We start from the raw sequence: 20,818 nt of genomic DNA, 5'->3' as shown, positions 1-20,818 counted from the left end.
GATGGCAGCAATCGTTTCTTGGGAATTGCCTACAAGTATAAAACGGGTGTGATCGGTTCAGGGAACACACAGTTGATCGAAATACTTCCGGCAAGATTAGCGGGAACGGATAAAACTTACACACTCCAGGTTGCACTGGATGGAAAAAACTTTTTAGAGAAGCCGGTAGCAACGCTGCAGGTACTCAACAACGGGATTACCGGGGAAACCGGATTCTTCCCGGCAGGAAAAGAGGATATCAGAGAGATCAAGGTACGCTACATAGATGCTGCGACAAAAAAAGATATCGTAGAGCCGGAGATCTTCAGAGGCTACGAATATCATATGATCTCCGAATATCCCATTGAGAAGAAGGAGCTGAAAGGCTATGAGCTTCTCTCAGAGCCGACGATTCCGAAAGGGGATAAAGACTTTATTGGGGCAGGAAGAGAATTTGTATACGAATACAAGAAGATCAAGACCCCGGATGCGGACAACAAAGAAGGCTGGCAGATAGACGGAACCGGCAGATGGTACAGAAATGCAGACGGAAGCTATCCGGCTTCTGCATGGAAGCAGATCGAAGGAGAATGGTACTACTTTGACGCAAGAGGGTATGCCGTGAAAAATCAGTGGCTGCAGGATGGCGGACAGTGGTATTACTTTGAAAACGATAATAAGTCTGCAAAAGGCTGGAAAGCGATCGGCGGCGTCTACTATTTCTTTGACAAAGTGAATAGCAATATGAAGGTTGGCTGGGTCAACGACGGCGGCACCTGGTATTATATGGCAGGAAGTGGAGCGATGCAGACCGGCTGGGTCAACGACGGCGGCACCTGGTACTATATGGCAGGAAGCGGAGCGATGCAAACCGGCTGGGTCAACGCCGGCGGAGCCTGGTATTATATGGCGTCAAACGGAGTCATGCAGACCGGTTGGATCAACGATGGAGGCAACTGGTATTACATGGCAGGAAGCGGAGCTATGATGACAGGCTGGCTGCAGCAGGGAAATACCTGGTATTACCTGACAGGCAGCGGAGCCATGGCAGCGAATGCCACGATCTCAGTGGGCGGACGTAATTACCGGTTTGCAGCCAATGGAGCATGGATCGGGTAAATGCCTGTATCCGACAGATACAGGAGAGGATAAGAGCCTGTGGCTGGTTATATAAAAAAGTAAAAGACAGAGCGAAATGCGAAAACAGAATGTCCCAGGGGCGTGTGGTTCCAAACCGCCCCCGGGGCTTTTTGTTTCCCTTCACCGAAAAGTGCCTCTGTAAAATGAAAAAAGATCAGAAACTCTGTTTTCACAAAATTCCTGACCTTCTGCCTTGTTCATCAATGGAGCATAGGGGATTCGAACCCCTGACCTCCACAATGCCATTGTGGCGCGCTCCCAACTGCGCTAATGCCCCGGATGGACCTGGCGGGAGTCGAACCCGCGTCCGAACATCATTTCATCAAAGCATCTCCCATCACAGTCATTAATCTGACATTCCCTCTGCCGGACACCTAATGACAGGTTTCCGGTTTCAGTAGCTTCATAAGATCTTCCATTTCCTCAAAGCTTTGGAAACGAAGTGCTCCGCCTCGTTGAAGCCGGTACCCAAAGCAGCGGATGACCCTGGACCGACTACTGCCTGTTAGGCAGCGTACGCTAATTTATTATCTGCGTTTATATTTAGATGGAACTTTTAACGTAGTGTCCCGCTACGGATGGCTTCCTCGACTTCCTGATCCCCGTCGAAACCATTACAAGCCCGAATACGGATAGAAGAGATTCCTTCTGTTTCCCATTTCTGATGCAATGATCATTTCTCAGTATAAGAGATAAAAAGAAATCTGTCAATTATCATGGAAAAAAAGGTTGTCGGCATGGAGAAAAAATTACCGACCTGCAGAAAAGAGGGGGCCTATAAGGGTTCTTCGAAAAAGTTCTCAGAGGGGTTCCATGAAAAAGGGCTTGACAAGAAAAGCAGACAGGCATATACTTTGATAGTCAAAATATATTAAAGTAAAAATATATGAAAATCAAAATAAAATCAAATCAACAAGGAGAAAAACATGGCGATCATAGCAGGAACAGGATCCTGTCTTCCAAAGTGCAGGATCACCAATGATCAGATAAGTACCTGGGTGGATACCAGCGACCAGTGGATCCGGGAACGGACCGGGATCCGGGAACGGAGGATCGCAGCAGAAGAAACTACAGTTATGATGGCATATCAGGCGGGGAAAAAAGCGTTGGAACAGGCAAAATGTTCCTCGGAAGAGGTGGATCTGATTCTGGTGGCCACCATATCGGGAGAGCAGGTCTTTCCGGGGACTGCCTGTGGAGTGCAAAAATTGCTGCAGGCACAGCATGCCGCTGCATTTGATATAAATGGAGCCTGTACCGGATTTGTACTGGCATATCATGTGGCAGAAAGTCTTTTGGAAACGGGAGGATATCAGACGGTGCTGGTCATTGGGAGCGAGTGTCTATCCCACATCACCGACTGGACGGACAGAGGAACCTGCATCCTGTTCGGGGACGGGGCAGGAGCCGTCCTTCTTCAAAAAAGCATAAGCTGTCCCTACCTTTCGGTCATCCATTCCGATGGAGAAAAGGGAGAAGCTCTGACCTGCAGAAGCAGGAATGACGGAGTGCATAGTAACCTGTGTCAGACGGAACATCCTTTCCTGGGAGGCGGGAAAGGAAGGGAGCGATTTGCCGTCACAGGAACGAAGAACAGTCTACCGTCGGATAAAGATAGGAACGAAGAGGCGTTTTGTGAGATCCCAAAAGACCGGAAAGAGTCTTTTGCCTACTTTATGAAGATGGACGGGCAGGCCGTCTTTAAATTCGCAGTAAAAAAGGTTCCGGAAGTAATGGAGGAGGTTCTGAGGAAGAATCGTCTGGAAAAGCAGGAGATTCGATATTATGTCCTGCATCAGGCGAATCGTAGGATCGTAGAGGCCGTTGCAAGACGGATGGAGGAACCGATTGGAAAATTCCCCATGAATCTGGACAGATATGGGAATACATCCTCTGCCAGTATTCCCATTCTATTAGACGAAATGAACAGAGACGGAAAGCTCAAGCAGGGAGACAAACTGATACTGGCAGGATTTGGGGCCGGGCTGACCTGGGGAGCCGTTATTGTAGAGTGGAAATAAACCGATCATTTGGTTTATGAATAAATGATACAAAAAAGGAGGAACAAGGATGTTTGAACAAGTAAGAAAGCTGGTAGCAGAAAATTTGGGAGTAGAGGAAGGCAGCATTACACTGGAATCTTCTTTTAAGAAAGATTTGGGAGCGGATTCCCTGGATCTGTTTGAGATGGTGATGGCGTTGGAGGAAGAATACGGGATCGAGATCCCCACAGAAGATCTGGAGCAGATGGACACGGTGGGGGATGTGATGGCCTACATAGAACAGCACAAAGGATAAGAAGAATAAAGGAAAGAGGTTGTAACAGATGCAGACAGAAGTCACCAAGTTGTTAGGAATAAAATATCCCATCGTACAGGGAGGAATGGCCTGGGTAGCGGAGCACCATCTGGCAGCCGCCGTGTCAGAAGCCGGCGGGCTGGGGCTGATCGGAGCCGCAAATGCACCGGCACAGTGGGTAAGGGAACAGATCAAAGCGGCAAGAGAAAAAACGGACTGTCCGGTGGGAGTCAATTTGATGCTGATGAGCCCCTATGCCGACGAAGTGGCAGAAGTAGTGGCGGAAGAGGACGTAAAGGTGGTTACGACAGGGGCAGGAAACCCTGAAAAATACATGAGGCTGTGGAAATCAAAAGGTATCCGGGTTATTCCGGTAGTGGCGTCTGTAGCACTGGCAAAGCGGATGGAACGGTGCGGAGCGGATGCGGTGGTGGCAGAAGGCTGTGAGGCAGGTGGACACATTGGAGAAACGTCCACCATGGCGCTGGTTCCGCAGATCGTGGATGCGGTACAGATCCCGGTCATAGCAGCCGGGGGGATCGCAGACGGAAGAGGGATGGCGGCAGCTTTTCTTTTAGGCGCACAGGGGATTCAGATGGGAACCCGCTTTGTGACGGCAAAGGAGTCACAGGTACATGGAAACTACAAAGAACGGATCCTGAAAGCAAAAGATATTGATTCCAGGGTGACGGGAAGGAGTACAGGACATCCTGTACGGGCTCTGCGCAACGAGATGACGAAAACCTATCTGGAGCTGGAAAAACAAGGAGCTACCCTGGAAGAGCTGGAATATCTGACGCTGGGCGGTCTCAGGAAGGCTGTGGTAGAAGGAGACGTGAAACAAGGCAGTATCATGGCAGGGCAGATCGCAGGATTGATCCGGGAAGAACTGTCCTGCCAGGAGATCTTGGAAGGGATCACACGGGAAGCCAAAAGACTGTTAAAGGGAGAATAGTATGGGAAAGATCGCATTTATCTATCCGGGACAGGGTACGCAGAAAACAGGAATGGGAATGGATTTTTACGAAAAAGGAAATTTTGCAAAAGAGGTGTACGAGGAAGCGTCCCAGGCAATCGGGCTGGATATCAGGAAACTATGCCTGGAAGGGCAGGAGCTTTTGAAAAAGACCGAGTATACCCAGGCAGCTCTCCTTACTACCATGCTTGCCATGACTCGGGAGATAGAAAGCAGAGGAATCCGGCCGGAAGTGACAGCCGGATTGAGTCTGGGAGAATATGCAGCCATTACAGAGGGAAGAGGGCTGACAACGACAGATGCTGTCCGATTGGTCAGGGAAAGAGGCCTTTTGATGGAGAAGGCGGTTCCGGCAGGGGAAGGAGCTATGTGCGCCGTTTTGGGACTGGAGGAAACCCGTCTGGAAGCAGCCTTGTCGTCGGTAGAAGGAGTCACTGTCGCTAATTATAACTGTCCGGGGCAAATTGTGATTACCGGAAAAAGAAAAGCGGTAGAGGAAGCCGCAGAGGTGTTGAAAAAAGCAGGCGCCAGACGGACATTGTTTCTGGAGGTAAGCGGCCCTTTTCATTCTCCTTACATGGAAGAAGCAGGAAGAAGGCTGGAACAGAAGTTGAGAGAAATTCCCATCCAGGACCTGCAGGTTCCTTATATCAGCAATGTGACGGCCAAAAAAGTAACGAAGAAGGAAGAGATCCGTCCGCTTTTGATCCGCCAGATCAGCCATCCGGTTCTCTGGATGCAGAGTATGAAAACTTTGCAGGCAGAAGCTGTGGAGGCTGTGATAGAGATCGGCCCGGGCAACACCTTGGCCGGATTTTTGAAAAAAATGAAAACAGAGATTCCTGTTTATAATATTGCAACATGGGAAGATATGGAGACGATAACAGAAAAAATAGGACAAAGGAGGCAGGAAGCATGACGGACAAAAAAGTGATCCTGATCACCGGAGCATCCAGAGGGATCGGGGAAGCGATTGCAGTCAGGCTGGCAAAAAAAGATACCGTCCTGATCCTGAACTATCAGGGGAACCGGGAAGGGGCGGAAAAAACGGCAGAGCAGGTGCAGGAAAGGGGAGCGGAAGCAAAGATCTGGTCCTGTGACGTTTCTGACTGGAAGGAAACACAAAAAATGCTGGGAATGATTCTGGACACCTATGGCAAGATCGATGTGTTGATCAACAACGCAGGGATCACACGAGACAACCTGCTGATGCGTATGACGGAAGAGGAGTTTGACCGGGTGCTGGAAGTCAACCTGAAAGGAGCGTTTCACACCATGCGGTTTGCAGCTAGAGAGATGGTCCGGAGGCGGGAAGGCAGGATCGTAAATATTGCGTCTGTAGTAGGGATCACAGGAAATGCAGGTCAGGCAAATTATGCGGCGGCAAAGGCAGGACTGATCGGGATGACCAAAACGGCGGCGCAGGAGCTGGCTTCCAGGGGGATCACAGTAAATGCGGTGGCGCCTGGATTTATTGAGACGGACATGACCAAAGACCTTTCGGAAAACGTCAGGGATATGGCGGCAAAGAAAATACCGATGGGAAGATTTGGCCGGCCGGAGCATGTGGCAGCGGCAGTAGAATTTCTCATAGCCAAAGAGGCAGACTATATCACAGGACAGGTGATCCAGGTGGACGGCGGGATCGCAATGTAAGGAGGACGCATGAAAAGAAGAGTGGTGGTAACAGGACTGGGAGCAGTAACCCCGATAGGAAATACGGTGGCAGACTACTGGGACGGCCTGTGCAGGGGCAAAGTAGGGATCGACAGGATCACAAGATTTGACACTGCGGACTATAAAGTAAAACTGGCAGCGCAGGTCAAAGATTTTTCGCCGACAGACAGGATGGATGCAAAGGCGGCAAGAAGGATGGAACTGTTTTCCCAATATGCCGTGGCGGCGGCCAGAGAAGCTGTGGAGGATGCCGGACTTATTATGGAAGAGGAGGATCCGTTTCGCGCAGGGATCATCATCAGCTCAGGAATCGGAAGTCTGACACAGGTGGAAACGGCCTGCGAAAAACTAAAGACAAAGGGTCCCGGCAGGGTAAACCCTCTTCTGGTTCCCATGATGATCTCTAACATGGCAGCGGGCAACGTGTCCATTCAGACCGGCTTTCGTGGAAAATGTACCAGCGTGGTGACGGCATGCGCTTCCGGAACCAACAGCATAGGAGACGCTTTTCGCGCCATTCAGTATCAGGATGCAGACATGATGCTGGCAGGAGGAGCGGAAAGCTGTATCTGTCCCACGGGAGTGGCAGGCTTTATGGCGCTGACTGCCCTGTCAGAACAGGTGGATCCGCTTCGGGCGTCCATCCCTTTCGACAAAGACCGCAGCGGCTTTGTACTGGGAGAAGGGGCTGGCGTGGTACTTCTGGAAGAGCTGGAGCATGCCAAAAAGAGAGGGGCAAAAATCTACGGAGAACTGATAGGTTACGGGGCAACGGCAGATGCATACCATATCACCTCTCCCTGCGAGGATGGAAGCGGTGCAGCCAGAGCAATGGAGCTGGCCATGGAAGAAGGCGGGATAGAAGGAAAGGACGTGGACTACATCAACGCCCATGGAACCAGCACCTACTATAACGACCTGTTTGAGACAAGAGCCATTAAAAAAGCGCTGGGAAAAGGGGCAGATCAGGTAGTGATCAATTCTACCAAATCCATGACAGGCCACCTGTTGGGGGCAGCAGGCGGCATTGAATTTGTGGCATGCATGAAAACTCTGGAAAACGGCCTGATCCATCAGACGATGGGAACCAGGGAAACGGAAGGAGAATGTGATCTGAACTATGCTATTGGAAGTCCGGTAAAAAGAAACGTCCGCTTTGCAATGTCCAATTCTCTGGGATTTGGCGGGCACAATGCAACTTTATTGGCAAAGCAGTATGAAGGGTAGAGGGAAAAGAGATGGAAGTGACACAGCTGCAGCAATTGATTTCTTCCATGTCGGCGTCCGGGCTTTCGGAGCTGGAGTATGAAGAAAATGGAGTGAGACTGCATTTACGGAAAGAAAAAGAACCGATTGGTTTGGAAGAACTGCCGAAAAAGATAACGGAACAGGTCCGGTGGGAGCAGACGACCGGTACGGAAGAAAAGAGGCAGGAGCCGGAAGAAATCCAGGGAAATGTGGTGACCTCTCCCCTGGTGGGAACCTTTTATGCGGCGCCGGCAGAGGATGCCGCTCCCTATGTACAGGTGGGAGACCGGGTCAAAAAGGGACAGATCCTTGGAATCGTCGAGGCAATGAAGCTGATGAATGAAATCGAAAGCGACTGCGACGGACAGATCCTGGAAATCCTGGCAGAGAACGGGAAGCTGGTGGAATATCAGCAGCCGTTGTTTCGGATAAAAAGTTAGGAAGAAGGAGAAAACGATGAACAGACTGAACATTCAGCAGATCAAAGAGATCCTGCCGCACCGCTACCCGTTCCTGCTGCTGGACTATGTGGAGGATTATCAGCCGGGAGAATATGCAGTGGGATACAAGTGTGTTTCCTACGGAGAAGGATTTTTTCAGGGGCATTTTCCGGAAGAGCCGGTGATGCCGGGGGTCCTGACGGTAGAAGCGCTGGCGCAGACCGGAGCGGTGGCTATTTTAAGCTGTGAGGAAAATCAGGGAAAAACCGCTTATTTTGGAGGAATCTCCAAGTGCAGGTTCAAAGGAAAGATCTCCCCGGGAGATAAAGTGCGTCTGGAAACCCGCATCATCCGGAAAAAAGGGCCGGTAGGCGTGGGAGAAGCGGTTGCCAGCGTAGAAGGAAAGACGGTTGTCAGCGCAGAACTGACTTTTGTAGTAGGGTAGGTGATGGAATGAGAAAGCTATTGATCGCAAACCGTGGAGAAATTGCAGTGCGGATCATCCGTGCCTGCCGGGAAATGGGGATCGAGACAGTGGCAGTTTATTCGGAGGCAGACAAAGAGGCTCTTCACACAAAGCTGGCAGACGAGGCTATTTGCATCGGACCGGCGGCCTTAAAGGACAGCTATCTGAATATGGAAGCCATCTTGAGCGCCACCATTGCAAGCGGGGCGGAAGGGATCCATCCCGGCTTTGGCTTTCTGTCGGAAAACAGTAAGTTCGCCGGACTGTGCGAGGCCTGCAAGATCTGCTTTGTGGGCCCCCCTTCCGCTGTGATCGCAAAACTGGGAGACAAGCAGGAAGCAAGGAAAACCATGATGGCGGCAGGAATCCCGGTGATTCCCGGAAGCAAAGAGCCGATCCGGACGGTAGAGGAAGGGAAAAAAGCGGCGAGGAGGATCGGATATCCGGTTATGGTGAAGGCGGCGCTGGGCGGCGGAGGAAAAGGAATGCGGGTCGTATGGGAAGAGGAGGCGTTTTCTTCTGAGTTTCTGACAGCACAGACCGAAAGCCGGCAGGCGTTCGGAGATGATACTATGTATCTGGAGGGCTATATCCGAAAACCAAGACATATTGAATTTCAGATCTTAGCAGACAAATATGGGAATGTGATTCATCTGGGAGAACGGGACTGTTCGATTCAGAGGAATCATCAGAAGATGATAGAGGAGGCACCCTGCGCTACACTGTCGGAGGAGCTGAGAAGAAAGATGGGAAAGATGGCAGTGAAGGCGGCGAAGGCCGCCGGATATGAAAATGCAGGAACCATAGAATTTCTTCTGGAGGAGACGGGAGCGTTTTACTTTATGGAAATGAATACCCGGATCCAGGTAGAGCATCCGGTCACAGAGTGGGTGACCGGGGTGGACCTGATAAAAGAGCAGATTCGGATCGCATCGGGAGAACTGTTGTCGATCTTACAGGAAGATATCCGACTGAAAGGACATGCCATTGAATGTAGGATCAATGCGGAGGTTCCCGAGAAGGGATTTCGCCCGTCACCGGGAGTCATTACCGGTCTCCATTTTCCGGGAGGGATGGGAGTGCGGATCGACACGGCAGTATACAGCGGATATGAGGTGCTGCCTTACTATGATTCCATGATCGCAAAAGTCATCGTGTGGGGGGAAAGCCGGCAGGAAGCCATCTGTCGGATGCAGAGTGCCCTGGGAGAGGTGATCGTAGAAGGGATCGATACAAATGTGGATTACCAGTATGGGATCATGAGCCATCCCCGCTATCTGGCAGGGGAGACGGATGTAGAATTTATTGAGCAGATACAGAAAGACTGGTAAGAGGTGAGTGGGATGAAACTGGATCGCGTATTTAAAAAACCAATTTTTCAGATCGGGAAGAAAAGCCATGTCACACCGGGAAAAAGTCCGACTCCGGAAGTGCCGGAAGGATTGCTGAAAAAATGTCCGAAATGCGGCGGAGCCATCTTAACGGAGGATGTAAAAGAACAGCAGTACATTTGCCCGAAATGTCGGGGCTATTTTCATATCTCTGCGAAAAGGCGGCTGGAGATCACACTGGACAAAGACAGTTTTGAAGAATGGAAAGAGGAACTGCCGGTGTCGGACCCTTTGGAGTATCCCGGATATGAAGAAAAAAAGCAGGAGCTGCAAAAAAGAACGGGACTGACAGAGGCGGTGATCACGGGAAAAGGATCAATTTGCGGACAGCCGGTGGCTGTCGGAGCATTGGACGGACGGTTTTTGATGGCCAGTATGGGCTATGCAGTGGGGGAAAGGATCACCCGACTGGCAGAAAGAGCCACCAAAGAAGGACTGCCGGTAGTACTGTTTACCTGCTCCGGCGGAGCGAGGATGCAGGAAGGGATCGTTTCTTTGATGCAGATGGCAAAGACGGCAGCGGCGTTTAAACGACACAAGGAATCCGGAAACCTCTACGTCAGTGTGCTGACAGATCCCACCATGGGAGGGGTTACGGCAAGCTTTGCCATGCTGGGAGATGTGATCCTGGCAGAGCCCGGGGCACGGATCGGGTTTGCGGGGCCAAGAGTCATAGAACAGACTATAGGGGGGAAATTTCCCGAAGGATTCCAGAAATCGGAATTTCTGCTGGAAAAGGGATTTCTGGACGGAATCGTCAAAAGAGAAGAGATGAGAGAGACCCTTGGGTTTCTCCTGCGGCTTCATGGCAGGAAGGCAGAGGAGGGCACCGTCAAAGAGGTTTTGGGGTCCGGATATGAGGGCGAAGAAAACACAGCCGGGACAGCGACAGGAGAATCAGAAGCAGAGGGAGATCTTGCGGACTTCAGACAAGGAAGCGGCAGGGAAGCTCTTGCGAGATGGGAACGGACAACAGACAGGAAAGAGGAAACGACGGGCAGAAAAAAGGAAGGCGCCTGGGCAAGGGTAAAGCTGTCCAGAAAAAAAGACCGCCCGGTGGCAAGGGACTACATCGATGCTCTGTTTCCGGATTTTTTTGAACTGCATGGAGACCGGGAATCGGGAGAAGACAGGGCGATCCTGGGCGGGATCGCAAGCTTTCTGGGGCGCCCGGTCACAGTGATCGCTCAGGCAAAAGGCAGGACTACCAGGGAAAATGTAGAAAGAAATTTCGGAATGCCCATGCCGGAAGGGTACCGAAAGGTAAGGCGGCTGGCGAAGGAGGCACAGCGGTGCGGCCGGCCCATTGTCTGTCTGGTGGATACGCCGGGAGCCTTTTGTGGGACCTCTGCAGAAGAAAGAGGTCAGGGAGAGGCGATTGCAAGGAACCTGGCAGAGTTTTCGGATCTGGAAGTGCCGGTGGTAGCCATCGTGATAGGAGAAGGCGGAAGCGGCGGGGCCCTGGGAATGGCAGTGGCAGACGAGGTATGGATGCTGGAAAACGCCGTTTACTCCATTCTGTCCCCGGAAGGGTTTGCCAGTATTTTGTGGAAGGATGGAAGCCGGGCAAAGGAAGCGGCCGAAATGATGAAGCTGACGGCAAAAGATCTGTATGCCATGGGAGCGGTAGAAAAAATCATCCGGGAACCGGAATCCTATACTGCCAAAACGATGGAGCCGGTAACGACTGTGCTGCGAAGAGAGCTGCACGACTTTTTTAATCGGCAGGAAAGGCTGAGTGCAGAGGAACTGAGAAAGAGACGATATGAAAGATTTCGGAAGATGTAGGAGAAACTATGGCAAAGCAACTGGAGATTAGAGGGCGAAGAGTGGAACGTCCCTTTTTGCAGGGAGGAATGGGGATCGGCATCAGTCTGGGAGGTCTGGCGGGCGCTGTGGCAAAAGAAGGAGGGATCGGCGTCATATCGGCGGCACAGATCGGATTCCGGGAGGAGAACTTTCGGAAAGAGCCGCAAAAAGCCAATCTGCTTGCCATGGAGCGGGAATACCGGAAGGCAAGGGAAATCGCAGGAAAAGGCTGGATCGGCTTTAATATTATGACGGCCATGTCCTGCTACAGGGAATCTGTGGAAAAGGCAAAAGAGCTTTCAGCAGACCTGATCATATCCGGTGCGGGGCTTCCCATGGATCTGCCGGGATATGTAAAAGACTCCCCGATCTGTCTGGGGGTGATCGTCTCCACAGCCAGATCGGCAGAAATCCTTCTGAAGTACTGGGGAAGGAAATACCGCAGAATGCCGGAGCTTTTAATCATAGAAGGGCCTATGGCCGGAGGACACCTGGGATTTCAGAAGGAGCAGCTTGACCTCTATCAGACAGTGGGATACGAAACGGAGATCCGAAAGATCATGAAAGTGGCGAAGGGCTATGAAAATGCTTACCAGGTTCCTATTCCCGTGATCCTGGCAGGGGGAATCGGAGAAAAAAGTCAGGCAGAGGAAGCGTTTCGTCTGGGAGCAGACGGAATACAGGTGGCCACCAGGCTGATCGCCACCTGGGAATGTGACGCACATCCCCGCTACAAGGAAAGGTATGTGACGGCCGGGAAAGAAGAGGTGGAGCTGATCAAAAGTCCGGTGGGAATGCCGGGAAGAGCCATCTCCAATACCTTGACGAAAAGGCTGAAAACAGAAAGGATTCCGCCCGCCGGCTGTACCCGGTGTCTGAAAAGCTGCCATCCTAAAAGTACGCCTTACTGTATTACCGAGGCGTTGATCCGCGCCGCTGAGGGAGACATAGAAGAAGGCCTTTTGTTTTGCGGAGGAAACGTAGCGTCGGTGAAAAAAATGGAAGGGGTAAAAGAAGTGATTGCTTCTTTGGTGTAAGGGAGAGTATACTATAGACTGCGAAGAGAGGTAAAAGCTGCAGGAGGAGAGGATATTATTCATGGAGGATGCATACAGGACCATCAATGAGGTGTTGGTAAACCTGATCAACGAAATCTGGGAACTGGAGGAAAAGGCGATCATTACGGAAGAATTCAGGGATATCACCAACAACGATATGCACGTGATCGAGGCGATCGGGCTGGGGGAGGACAGCAATATGTCCATGGTGGCCAAAAAGCTGAACATCACGGTGGGCTCCCTGACTACGGCAATGAACAGTCTGGTAAAGAAAAAATACGTAAAACGGGAAAGAAGTGAAACGGACAGACGTGTCGTCTATGTGCGACTGACAGAGAAGGGGCGAAAAGCCTACCTCCACCACGAGGACTATCACCGGCAGATGACCAAAGTAATCCTGGAACGGCTGGACGAGAAGGAGCTTCCGGTGCTGATGAAGACGCTGGACGCACTGACAGAGTTTTTTACAGGCTATGTACCGGCAAAATAAAAAAAGCATCCATTCCACAACCGGAGCAAGAAGACGGTGTGGTTTGAGATGCTTTTTTATTTTGTTTAGGAGCAGGTGTCTTATTTTGTGGGATCTCCGGTTACGTAGGGATTTCCTTCGTTGCTCCATGCGATCCAGCCGTCACTGTAAAGAGACGTATTTTCCAGTCCCATGACTTTGGCGTCCCACAGGATCTCAGCGGCCCGCCATCCGCTTCCGCACATGAACATCAGGTGCTTCTGGGGATCGATCCCGTCTTTTTCCCAAAGCTTCAGGATGTCGGAAGAGGTCCGCATAGTCTTGTCGATATTCCGATAGTAATAGACAGAGCTGGAGCTTCCGATTCCGGCATGGCCGAATACGGCGCCCTCGATCCTTCCGGCAACATCATAGTAGTCGTAGCCGGAACTTTTTCCGATGTATTCTTCCCAGGTACGGTTGTCCACCAGAATGCTGCCGGGATCCTGAAGTCCTTCTTTCGCCTGTTCGATGGTGGTGATCCATTGCGGATTGGCGGGAACCTCCGTGCCGAAGTCACTTTCTGCCTCCGGCTTGTTGGCTTTCTTTTCCAGCTGGTAGCCTTCGCCCCTCCAGGTGACCAGACCGCCGCTCATCACCTGTACATCCTCTACTCCCATATATTTGCAGATTACGGCCATACGGCAGGCTGCCATGGGTTCGGGACCTGTGACGATGACACAGGAATCCTTTGTGATCCCGTTTTTCAGGAGAAGAGCCTCCAGGGTGGCAGGATCGGCCAGTCGCCATTCTTCGATGTCATTGGCATAGACCTTCGGCGGCTCAAAGCTGTCGGTGTTGATGTGCACGGAAGTGGGCACATGTCCATCCAGGTAGCCGCTCTTTTTTTCACTTCCCCAGCTGACATCCAGCACCACGATCTTATCAGAGGCAGTAAAGCCTTCGGGTATGTTGCCGGAAACGATTTCATTTACGACGCTGGCTGGAACATACATATCGTAGTTGAGGTAGGATTCGGTTTCTTTGGAGTCATCGGACAGCCACTGTTTGGCGTCATAGGTGGAAAGCTGTTTGATGCCCTGCTTTGCGAGGTAATCGCAGACTTCCTTGGCATCCTTTCCGTTGGTGTCATAGACGATCACCTGCTTGTCGGAGGTGATGCCTTTGTTTTTTAAAGCTTTTTTCAAAACTTCCTTCCGGGTCAGACCCTCCAGGTTTTCCTTGTCGTCATAGTCACAGGTCAGCCAGAAGGCCGAAAAAAGGTCGGCTCCCGGAATATGTCCTCCGCGTGCATCGCCGTTTAAGGCCCAGCCGCTGTAAGAATCCTGGGAACGGGCGTCCAGCACGATGGTGTTCTCTTCTTTCAGTGCGTTCTCCAGATCCTCTGTGGAGACACTTTCATAAGTGACTTTTTCTGCTTTTTCGGAAGAAGCAGTCTCTTCTTTTTTTCCTGCACAGGCAGATAATAAGCCTACCGTCAGTGCAGCAGCCAGTATCAGGCTGAGCTGTCTTTTTTTCATATAGTCCTCCTCTTACTGTTAAGACATTGCATTTTGCCTAAATAGTATAGCAGAAACAAAAAAGGGAGGAAAATTGATAATTTCTATGAACCATACACAATTATAGAAAAATAAAATAAGACGGAAAAGAGAAGGGTCTGTCTGGAAAAAAAGAGAAAACGGAGAGGAAATAGAAAAACGCAGGAAAGCCACAGGCGGGAAGAATGCTTGACAAACAAGACGGCACCTATTAGAATAAAGCATGATCAAAAACGGCGATGAAGAGGAACAGTACAGGAGAAACCTGCGCCAGAGAGGGAGTCAGATAGGTGAGAGGCTCCCGCAGAAGTCTTTTGGAACCCGCCTTGGAGCCACTGCATGAAAGTGCAGCGTAGATGCCGGCGTTAACGGCAAGCAGAGAGAGCTGCAAAAGTGCAGTTAATTAGGGTGGTACCGCCGAGTCCTTCGGTCCCTTTGGGGAGCGCAGGATTCGGCGTTTTGCGTTTCCTTATCGTATATCAAACAGAAAAGGAGAACAGTTATGGCAAAAGACAAGAAGTTAGTACAAAGCATTACGTCCAGAGACGAGAACTTTGCGCAGTGGTACACAGATGTGGTGAGAGAGGCAGAGCTCTGCGATTATTCCAGTGTGAAGGGCTGTCTGAACTATCTGCCCAACGGTTATGCGATCTGGGAGCTGATCCAGGCGGATCTGGACAGAAGATTTAAGGAAACGGGAGTAGAAAACGTTTACCTTCCTACTTTGATCCCGGAAAATCTGCTGGAAAAAGAAGCGGATCACATAGATGGATTTGCTCCGGAGGTTGCATGGGTGACACATGGAGGAATGGAAAGGCTGCAGGAAAGACTGTGCATTCGTCCGACCTCAGAAACGCTGTTCTGCGACCTGTGGGCAAGAACAGTGCAGTCCTACAGGGATCTGCCGAAGGTATGGAACCAGTGGAATTCAGTGCTTCGCTGGGAAAAGACCACCAGACCGTTCCTGCGCTCCAGAGAGTTTTTGTGGCAGGAAGGCCATACCATCCACGCCACTTATGAGGAGGCAGAGGAGCGGACCATCCAGATGCTGAAAGTGTATGAGGATTGTTATCGTGATACGCTTGCCATTCCTTTTGTTTCAGGAAGAAAGGCGGAGCACGAAAAATTTGCGGGAGCACAGGATACCTACACCATTGAAGCGCTGATGCATGACGGAAAGGCGCTGCAGTCCGCTACCAGTCATTTCTTCGGAAGCGGATTCCCGGATGCGTTTAATATCAAATATGTAGACAAAAACAACGAGCTGCACAGTGTGTATGAGACCTCCTGGGGATGGTCCACCAGAAGTATCGGAGCGCTGATCATGGTACACGGAGACGACAGCGGACTGGTGCTTCCGCCGCATGTGGCACCTGTGGAATGCCGTATTATCCCTATCGCACAGCATAAGGAAGGGGTTCTGGATAGAGCCTACGCTCTGCTGGATGAGCTGAAGAAGGCAGGATACCGGGTGAAGATCGACGATTCCGAGAAGAGCCCCGGATGGAAGTTCTCCGAGCAGGAAATGCTGGGAATCCCCACCAGGATCGAGATCGGACCGAAGGATATCGAAAACAATCAGGTGATCGTAGTCCGTCGTGACAACAGGGAAAAGGAAGTGGTTTCTCTGGATGCCATAAGCGTAAGACTCCGGGAGATCCTGGAGCAGGAGCAGCAGGATATGTATGACCGCGCCAAAGAATTTTTGGACAGCCATATTGACACAGCAGTGACCATGGAAGAGATGGAAGAAAAATTCAAGGCAAACCGCGGATTTGTAAAAGCATGCTGGTGTGGGGATCCGGAATGTGAAGGAGAAGTAAAATATGTAACCGGAGGAGCTTCCACCAGATGTCTGATCGAAGATGAAGAAATGATTTCAGATACCTGTATCTGGTGTGGCAAGCCGGCGAAGCATATGGCATACTGGGGAAAATCCTATTAAGCTTGCCGGATATTACCGAAGGTGCCAAAGCGCATCGCCCGGCAGGAGAAGAGAGAGCCCGGCAGTTTCGGCAAACAGGAATCTGGGGAAGAACCTTGCAAAAAGAGGGGACGGGGAGCAGGAAGACTCTTCCGTCCCCGTATGCTAAGAGGAAAAGTTTCTGGTGTCGGACGGAAAGGGACAAGGGACTTTCCGGGGAGATGGGGGAGGGAAAAATGGAGCAGGAAAAACGGATAGAAACGCCTGTAAAAGAACTGGAGATAGACATACCGGAGAAGGTAAGGCAGATCATAAGCCGGCTGGAGGAAAGCGGGCATGAAGCCTATGCGGTGGGAGGCTGCGTGCGGGATACGCTGCTGAAAAGAAGGCCGCAGGACTGGGATGTGACCACGTCGGCCTCCCCGGAGGAGATAAAGGGGTTGTTTTCCAGAACCATCGATACCGGTATCGAACACGGAACGGTGACGGTGCGGCTGCAAAAAGAGAGCTTTGAAGTAACCACCTACCGGATTGACGGAACCTATTCGGACAGACGCCATCCGGACCATGTGGAATTTACCAAGAGCCTGAAGGAAGACCTGCGCCGAAGAGACTTTACCATCAATGCGATGGCATACAATCCCACAAGAGGGCTGGTGGATTGTTTTCAGGGAATACAGGATCTAAGAGAAGGCAGGATCCGGTGCGTGGGAAACCCCAGGGAACGCCTCAGAGAGGATGCGCTCCGCATTTTAAGAGGGATCCGGTTTGCGGCGCAACTGGGATTTCAGGTGGAAGCGGAAACGGCTTTTGCCATGAAGGAGCTGGCAGAAACTCTCCGGGAGATCAGCGCAGAACGGATCCAGGCAGAATTGGTCAAGCTGGTAACGTCGCCCAATCCGCAAATGATCCTGAAAGGCTATGAGCTGGGGATCACAGGCGCTATCCTGCCGGAGTTTGATGCGATGATGGAAACCGAACAGGAAACGCCGCATCACAACTGCAGCGTAGGGCTGCATACCGTACACAGTATGGAGAACATTTTGCCGGAAAAAAGTCTGCGTCTGACCATGCTGCTGCACGATATCGGAAAACCAGCCAGAAAAACCATGGATGAAAGCGGAGTGGCGCACTTCAAAGGACATGGAGCCGTCAGTGAAAAAATGGCGGAACATATTTTGAAGCGGCTGAAGTTTGACAATGAAACCCGGCAGAAGGTAACGAAACTGATCCGCTTTCATGATGATAGGATAAAGGCGGAGCCTCTTGCCGTCAGGAAAGGAATGCACCGGATCGGGAAAGATCTGTTTTTGGACTACCTGAAGGTCAGAATGGCGGATACCCTGGCACAGAGCAGTTATAAGAGAGAAGAAAAGCTGGAGAATCTGCGGCGGGTTCAGGAGATTTACGAGGATATCATTCAAAAAGAAGAATGTGTATCCCTGAAAGAGCTGGCGGTTTCGGGAAAAGATCTGATAGCGATGGGGATGCAGCCGGGGAAAGAGATGGGAGAAACGCTGGAGTGGATGCTGGAGCAGGTGTTGGAACATCCGCAATGGAATTCCCGGGAAAAGTTGACGGAGCTTGCCGCTCAAAGAAAAGAATCTTTTCAACAGAAAGAGGATGGTATATAATGAACCCACAAGGAGGTGGCCTATGGAAGTGATGAAACAGTATGAAGAATGGCTGAGCCAGCCGTGCTTTGATGAGGAGACAAAAAAGGAGCTGCAGCAGCTGAAAGGAAATGAGAAAGAGATACAGGAGCGTTTCTATAAGGAACTGGAGTTTGGAACGGCAGGATTAAGAGGGATCATAGGAGCAGGAACCAACCGGATCAACGTATATACTGTCAGGAAAGCAACACAGGGACTGGCTAACTACATCAGGAAGAAAGACGGGCAGGAGAAAGGAGTGGCCATCGCCTACGATTCCAGGAGAATGTCTCCGGAATTTGCCCGGGAAGCAGCGCTTTGTCTGGCGGCCAACGGGATCAAGGCCTATGTGTTTGAATCTCTTCGTCCCACCCCGGAGCTGTCCTATGCAGTCAGAACTCTGGGATGTATTGCAGGCATCAACATTACGGCGAGCCACAATCCGCCGGAGTACAACGGCTACAAGGTGTACTGGGAGGACGGAGCACAGATCACGCCGCCCCATGACAAAGGAATCATGGATGAGGTGAACGCCCTTCGGGATTATGATACATTGAAAACGATGGAATTGCAGGAAGCTACGAAGGAAGGCCTGTATATCACCATCGGAAAAGAGATCGACGACGGCTATCTGGCAGAACTGAAAAAACTGATCCTGCATCAGGATGCCATCTGCCGGATGGGAAAAGAACTGAAGATCGTCTACAGTCCTTTGCACGGCACCGGAAATCTGCCGGTGAGAAGGATCCTGGCGGAGCTGGGCTTTGAAAACGTCTATGTGGTCAAGGAACAGGAACTCCCCGACGGGGACTTCCCCACCGTTTCCTATCCGAACCCGGAGGCAAAGGAAGCGTTTGAGCTGGGACTGAAGCTGGCAGAGAAGGTAGATGCAGATCTGGTTCTGGCCACCGACCCGGATGCAGACAGACTTGGCGTCTATGTCAAAGATACGGCGACGGGGACCTATAAGGAGCTGACGGGGAATATGTCCGGCTGTCTTCTGGCAGACTATGAGATCGGACAGAAAAAAGAGAAGCTGGGACTGCCGGAGGACGGATACCTGATCAAGACGATCGTAACCTCCAACCTGGCAGATGCCATCGCCAAGGGATATGGGATCGGCTTGATGGAAGTTCTGACGGGATTCAAATTTATCGGGCAGAAGATCCTGGGCTTTGAAACGAAAGGAAAGGGCAGTTACCTGTTTGGGTTTGAAGAAAGCTATGGCTGCCTGATCGGTACCTACGCAAGAGACAAGGATGCTGTGGCGGCCACCATGGCGCTGTGCGAGGCGGCAGCGTACTACAAGACGCGGGGAAAGACACTGTGGGATGCCATGCTGGATCTGTACAAAAAGTATGGGTTCTACAAAGACGATATCCAGTCTATTACTCTGCAGGGAATGGAAGGATTACAGAAAATACAGGAAATTCTGGGAAGCCTTCGCACCAATCCGCCCAGGCAGGTAGGAGGATATCAGGTGGAACGGGTGCGGGATTACCAGACGTCCGTTATCCTGGACTGCCGAACGGGAGAAACAACAGACACCGGACTTCCGGTATCGAATGTACTGTATTACGAGCTGGAGGGAGACAACTGGCTTTGCGTCCGCCCATCCGGAACAGAACCAAAGGTGAAGTTCTACTATGGCGTAAAGGGAGAGTCCCTGGAAGATGCACAGAACAGATCCGATACGCTGGGAAAAGAAGTTCTTTCCATGATAGACACAATGCTGTCAGAAAAGTAAACAGATAGGAAAACCAGTAAATTTCTTTAAAATCGTGAGACAGGTGAAATTTTCTTGACAAACAGAGGGAAAACAGGTATAACAATACCTATAAGAGTTTCTTTTTTTAAAGGAGCCGATAACATCTCAGAGGATCTGAATATATATTAAGACAGGATTCGACAAGGTAGATAAGAGGAGGATATTTTTCATGAACAAAACAGAATTGATCGCAGCAGTTGCAGAGGCAGCAGGGTTGAACAAGAAAGACTCAGAGAAGGCTTTGAAGGCTTTTGTTGACGTGGTAACAGCAGAACTCAAGAAAGACGAGAAAGTACAGTTGGTTGGATTTGGAACCTTTGAAGTAAGCAACAGAGCTGCAAGAGAAGGAAGAAATCCTCAGACAGGCGAGACCATGAAGATCGAGGCTTGTAAGGCTCCGAAGTTCAAAGCAGGAAAGGCACTGAAGGATGCGCTGAACGCATAATCACTGCATAAGAAGAGAGGAAGGTAGAGAGTGGGGATCCACTCTCTATTTTTTGCAGCGAAATGTAACTTTTGACATTCCGGGAATCTGCGATCACGGGGAGTCAGAATCCTGTGCCTGCGCAGGAGCCTGACGACGGCAGGAATGAGGGAAGACAAGAAGAGGGAGAAGAAAGATGAGGCTAGACAAGTTTTTAAAGGTATCGAGACTGATCAAGCGAAGGACGGTGGCCAACGAGGCCTGCGACGCCGGCAGAGTGACCGTCAATGGGGTGACAGCCAAGGCTTCCGTGAAGGTCAAGGCGGGAGATATTATAGAGATCCAGTTTGGAAATCAGAGTGTTCGGGCAGAGGTCCTGGACATTCGGGACACCTCCAAAAAGGAGGAAGCAAAGGAACTTTTTCGGTACCTGTAAAGGTGTTGTGCATATTTACTATACAAAATTTAGAAAGCATGCAGACGGCCGACACTACAATTTGTGTTTTTGTAGATTTTTTTTAAAGAAAAAAGAAAAAGAAGCCAAAAAAGAAGTAAAAAAAT

At 50.8% G+C, this 20,818-nt stretch carries 20 protein-coding genes, 1 tRNA gene, 1 other RNA gene and 1 other annotated feature; of the genes, 19 read left to right on the top strand and 3 right to left on the bottom strand.

What is annotated here, in order from left to right; genetic code table 11:
• Positions 1 to 18: 18 nt before the first annotated feature.
• The gene (locus SOW26_RS03500) at positions 19 to 1,098 is read left to right on the top strand and encodes a hypothetical protein (protein WP_276960264.1); all 1,080 of its coding nucleotides are present in this window, start codon (positions 19 to 21) and stop codon (positions 1,096 to 1,098) included.
• Between the two features lie 225 nt (positions 1,099 to 1,323).
• Here the strand turns inward: SOW26_RS03500 and SOW26_RS03495 are convergent.
• A tRNA-Ala gene (locus tag SOW26_RS03495) sits at positions 1,324 to 1,396 on the bottom strand.
• Positions 1,397 to 1,743: a transfer-messenger RNA gene (gene ssrA, locus SOW26_RS03490) on the bottom strand.
• Between the two features lie 113 nt (positions 1,744 to 1,856).
• On the opposite strand from ssrA, the gene SOW26_RS03485 reads away from it, so the two are divergent.
• The 13 genes from SOW26_RS03485 (at position 1,857) to SOW26_RS03425 (ending at position 12,972) form a co-directional block, all read left to right on the top strand.
• Positions 1,857 to 1,994, top strand: coding sequence for a hypothetical protein (locus tag SOW26_RS03485; protein WP_276960265.1), 138 nt, complete (start codon positions 1,857 to 1,859; stop codon positions 1,992 to 1,994).
• Positions 1,995 to 2,045: 51 nt separating this feature from the next.
• Complete coding sequence (locus tag SOW26_RS03480; RefSeq protein WP_276960266.1) at positions 2,046 to 3,140, top strand: beta-ketoacyl-ACP synthase III; 1,095 nt, start codon at positions 2,046 to 2,048, stop codon at positions 3,138 to 3,140.
• A gap of 49 nt (positions 3,141 to 3,189) precedes the next feature.
• Complete coding sequence (gene acpP, locus SOW26_RS03475; RefSeq protein ID WP_276960267.1) at positions 3,190 to 3,417, top strand: acyl carrier protein; 228 nt, start codon at positions 3,190 to 3,192, stop codon at positions 3,415 to 3,417.
• Between the two features lie 28 nt (positions 3,418 to 3,445).
• Entirely contained in the window at positions 3,446 to 4,372 is a 927-nt protein-coding gene (gene fabK, locus SOW26_RS03470) for an enoyl-[acyl-carrier-protein] reductase FabK (protein ID WP_154476662.1), read from the top strand.
• A gap of 1 nt (position 4,373) precedes the next feature.
• Positions 4,374 to 5,312 carry an ACP S-malonyltransferase gene (fabD, locus tag SOW26_RS03465; protein WP_276960268.1) on the top strand — a complete coding sequence of 313 codons (939 nt, stop codon included), beginning with the start codon at positions 4,374 to 4,376 and terminating at the stop codon, positions 5,310 to 5,312.
• Complete coding sequence (gene fabG / locus SOW26_RS03460; RefSeq protein WP_276960269.1) at positions 5,309 to 6,049, top strand: 3-oxoacyl-[acyl-carrier-protein] reductase; 741 nt, start codon at positions 5,309 to 5,311, stop codon at positions 6,047 to 6,049. Before fabD ends, fabG begins: the two co-directional genes overlap by 4 nt.
• 9 nt (positions 6,050 to 6,058) lie before the next feature.
• The gene (gene fabF / locus SOW26_RS03455) at positions 6,059 to 7,297 is read left to right on the top strand and encodes a beta-ketoacyl-ACP synthase II (RefSeq protein ID WP_276960270.1); all 1,239 of its coding nucleotides are present in this window, start codon (positions 6,059 to 6,061) and stop codon (positions 7,295 to 7,297) included.
• An 11-nt stretch (positions 7,298 to 7,308) separates the two neighbouring features.
• Positions 7,309 to 7,758 (top strand): acetyl-CoA carboxylase biotin carboxyl carrier protein, encoded by a 450-nt coding sequence (gene accB / locus SOW26_RS03450; protein WP_320651897.1) that lies wholly within the window; start codon positions 7,309 to 7,311, stop codon positions 7,756 to 7,758.
• Positions 7,759 to 7,774: 16 nt separating this feature from the next.
• Positions 7,775 to 8,203, top strand: a complete 429-nt coding sequence (gene fabZ / locus SOW26_RS03445; protein WP_320651896.1) for a 3-hydroxyacyl-ACP dehydratase FabZ — start codon at positions 7,775 to 7,777, stop codon at positions 8,201 to 8,203.
• Positions 8,204 to 8,211: 8 nt separating this feature from the next.
• Entirely contained in the window at positions 8,212 to 9,555 is a 1,344-nt protein-coding gene (locus SOW26_RS03440; RefSeq protein ID WP_320651895.1) for an acetyl-CoA carboxylase biotin carboxylase subunit, read from the top strand.
• A 12-nt stretch (positions 9,556 to 9,567) separates the two neighbouring features.
• Positions 9,568 to 11,403 (top strand): acetyl-CoA carboxylase carboxyltransferase subunit alpha, encoded by a 1,836-nt coding sequence (locus SOW26_RS03435; protein ID WP_320651894.1) that lies wholly within the window; start codon positions 9,568 to 9,570, stop codon positions 11,401 to 11,403.
• A gap of 8 nt (positions 11,404 to 11,411) precedes the next feature.
• Complete coding sequence (locus SOW26_RS03430) at positions 11,412 to 12,461, top strand: NAD(P)H-dependent flavin oxidoreductase (protein WP_320651893.1); 1,050 nt, start codon at positions 11,412 to 11,414, stop codon at positions 12,459 to 12,461.
• Positions 12,462 to 12,522: 61 nt separating this feature from the next.
• Positions 12,523 to 12,972: a MarR family winged helix-turn-helix transcriptional regulator gene (locus SOW26_RS03425; RefSeq protein ID WP_154476644.1), complete on the top strand. Its 450-nt coding sequence runs from the start codon at positions 12,523 to 12,525 to the stop codon at positions 12,970 to 12,972.
• Positions 12,973 to 13,052: 80 nt separating this feature from the next.
• Here the strand turns inward: SOW26_RS03425 and SOW26_RS03420 are convergent, their stop codons facing one another.
• Complete coding sequence (locus SOW26_RS03420) at positions 13,053 to 14,471, bottom strand: rhodanese-like domain-containing protein (RefSeq protein ID WP_276959912.1); 1,419 nt, start codon at positions 14,469 to 14,471, stop codon at positions 13,053 to 13,055.
• Between the two features lie 248 nt (positions 14,472 to 14,719).
• Positions 14,720 to 14,927 (top strand) — a binding site (T-box leader).
• Positions 14,928 to 14,991: 64 nt separating this feature from the next.
• Between SOW26_RS03420 and proS the strand changes: the two genes are divergently transcribed.
• The 5 genes from proS to SOW26_RS03395 all read left to right on the top strand — a co-directional run bounded on the left by proS (position 14,992) and on the right by SOW26_RS03395 (position 20,693).
• Positions 14,992 to 16,434 (top strand): proline--tRNA ligase, encoded by a 1,443-nt coding sequence (gene proS, locus SOW26_RS03415; RefSeq protein WP_154476640.1) that lies wholly within the window; start codon positions 14,992 to 14,994, stop codon positions 16,432 to 16,434.
• A 254-nt stretch (positions 16,435 to 16,688) separates the two neighbouring features.
• A complete protein-coding gene (locus SOW26_RS03410; RefSeq protein ID WP_418896394.1) occupies positions 16,689 to 18,047 on the top strand; it encodes a CCA tRNA nucleotidyltransferase in 1,359 nt (452 codons plus the stop codon).
• A 22-nt stretch (positions 18,048 to 18,069) separates the two neighbouring features.
• Positions 18,070 to 19,812, top strand: coding sequence for a phospho-sugar mutase (locus tag SOW26_RS03405; protein ID WP_276959909.1), 1,743 nt, complete (start codon positions 18,070 to 18,072; stop codon positions 19,810 to 19,812).
• A 190-nt stretch (positions 19,813 to 20,002) separates the two neighbouring features.
• A complete protein-coding gene (locus SOW26_RS03400) occupies positions 20,003 to 20,278 on the top strand; it encodes an HU family DNA-binding protein (protein WP_154476636.1) in 276 nt (91 codons plus the stop codon).
• A 175-nt stretch (positions 20,279 to 20,453) separates the two neighbouring features.
• Entirely contained in the window at positions 20,454 to 20,693 is a 240-nt protein-coding gene (locus SOW26_RS03395; RefSeq protein WP_154476634.1) for an RNA-binding S4 domain-containing protein, read from the top strand.
• The last annotated feature ends 125 nt before the right edge of the window (positions 20,694 to 20,818 follow it).

The organism is Suipraeoptans intestinalis (assembly GCF_034091795.1).
In the GTDB taxonomy this organism is placed as follows: Bacteria; Bacillota; Clostridia; order Lachnospirales; family Lachnospiraceae; genus Suipraeoptans; species Suipraeoptans intestinalis.
The sequence above is the reverse complement of the archived record's forward strand: the minus strand, read 5'-3'. Positions and strand labels throughout refer to the sequence as shown.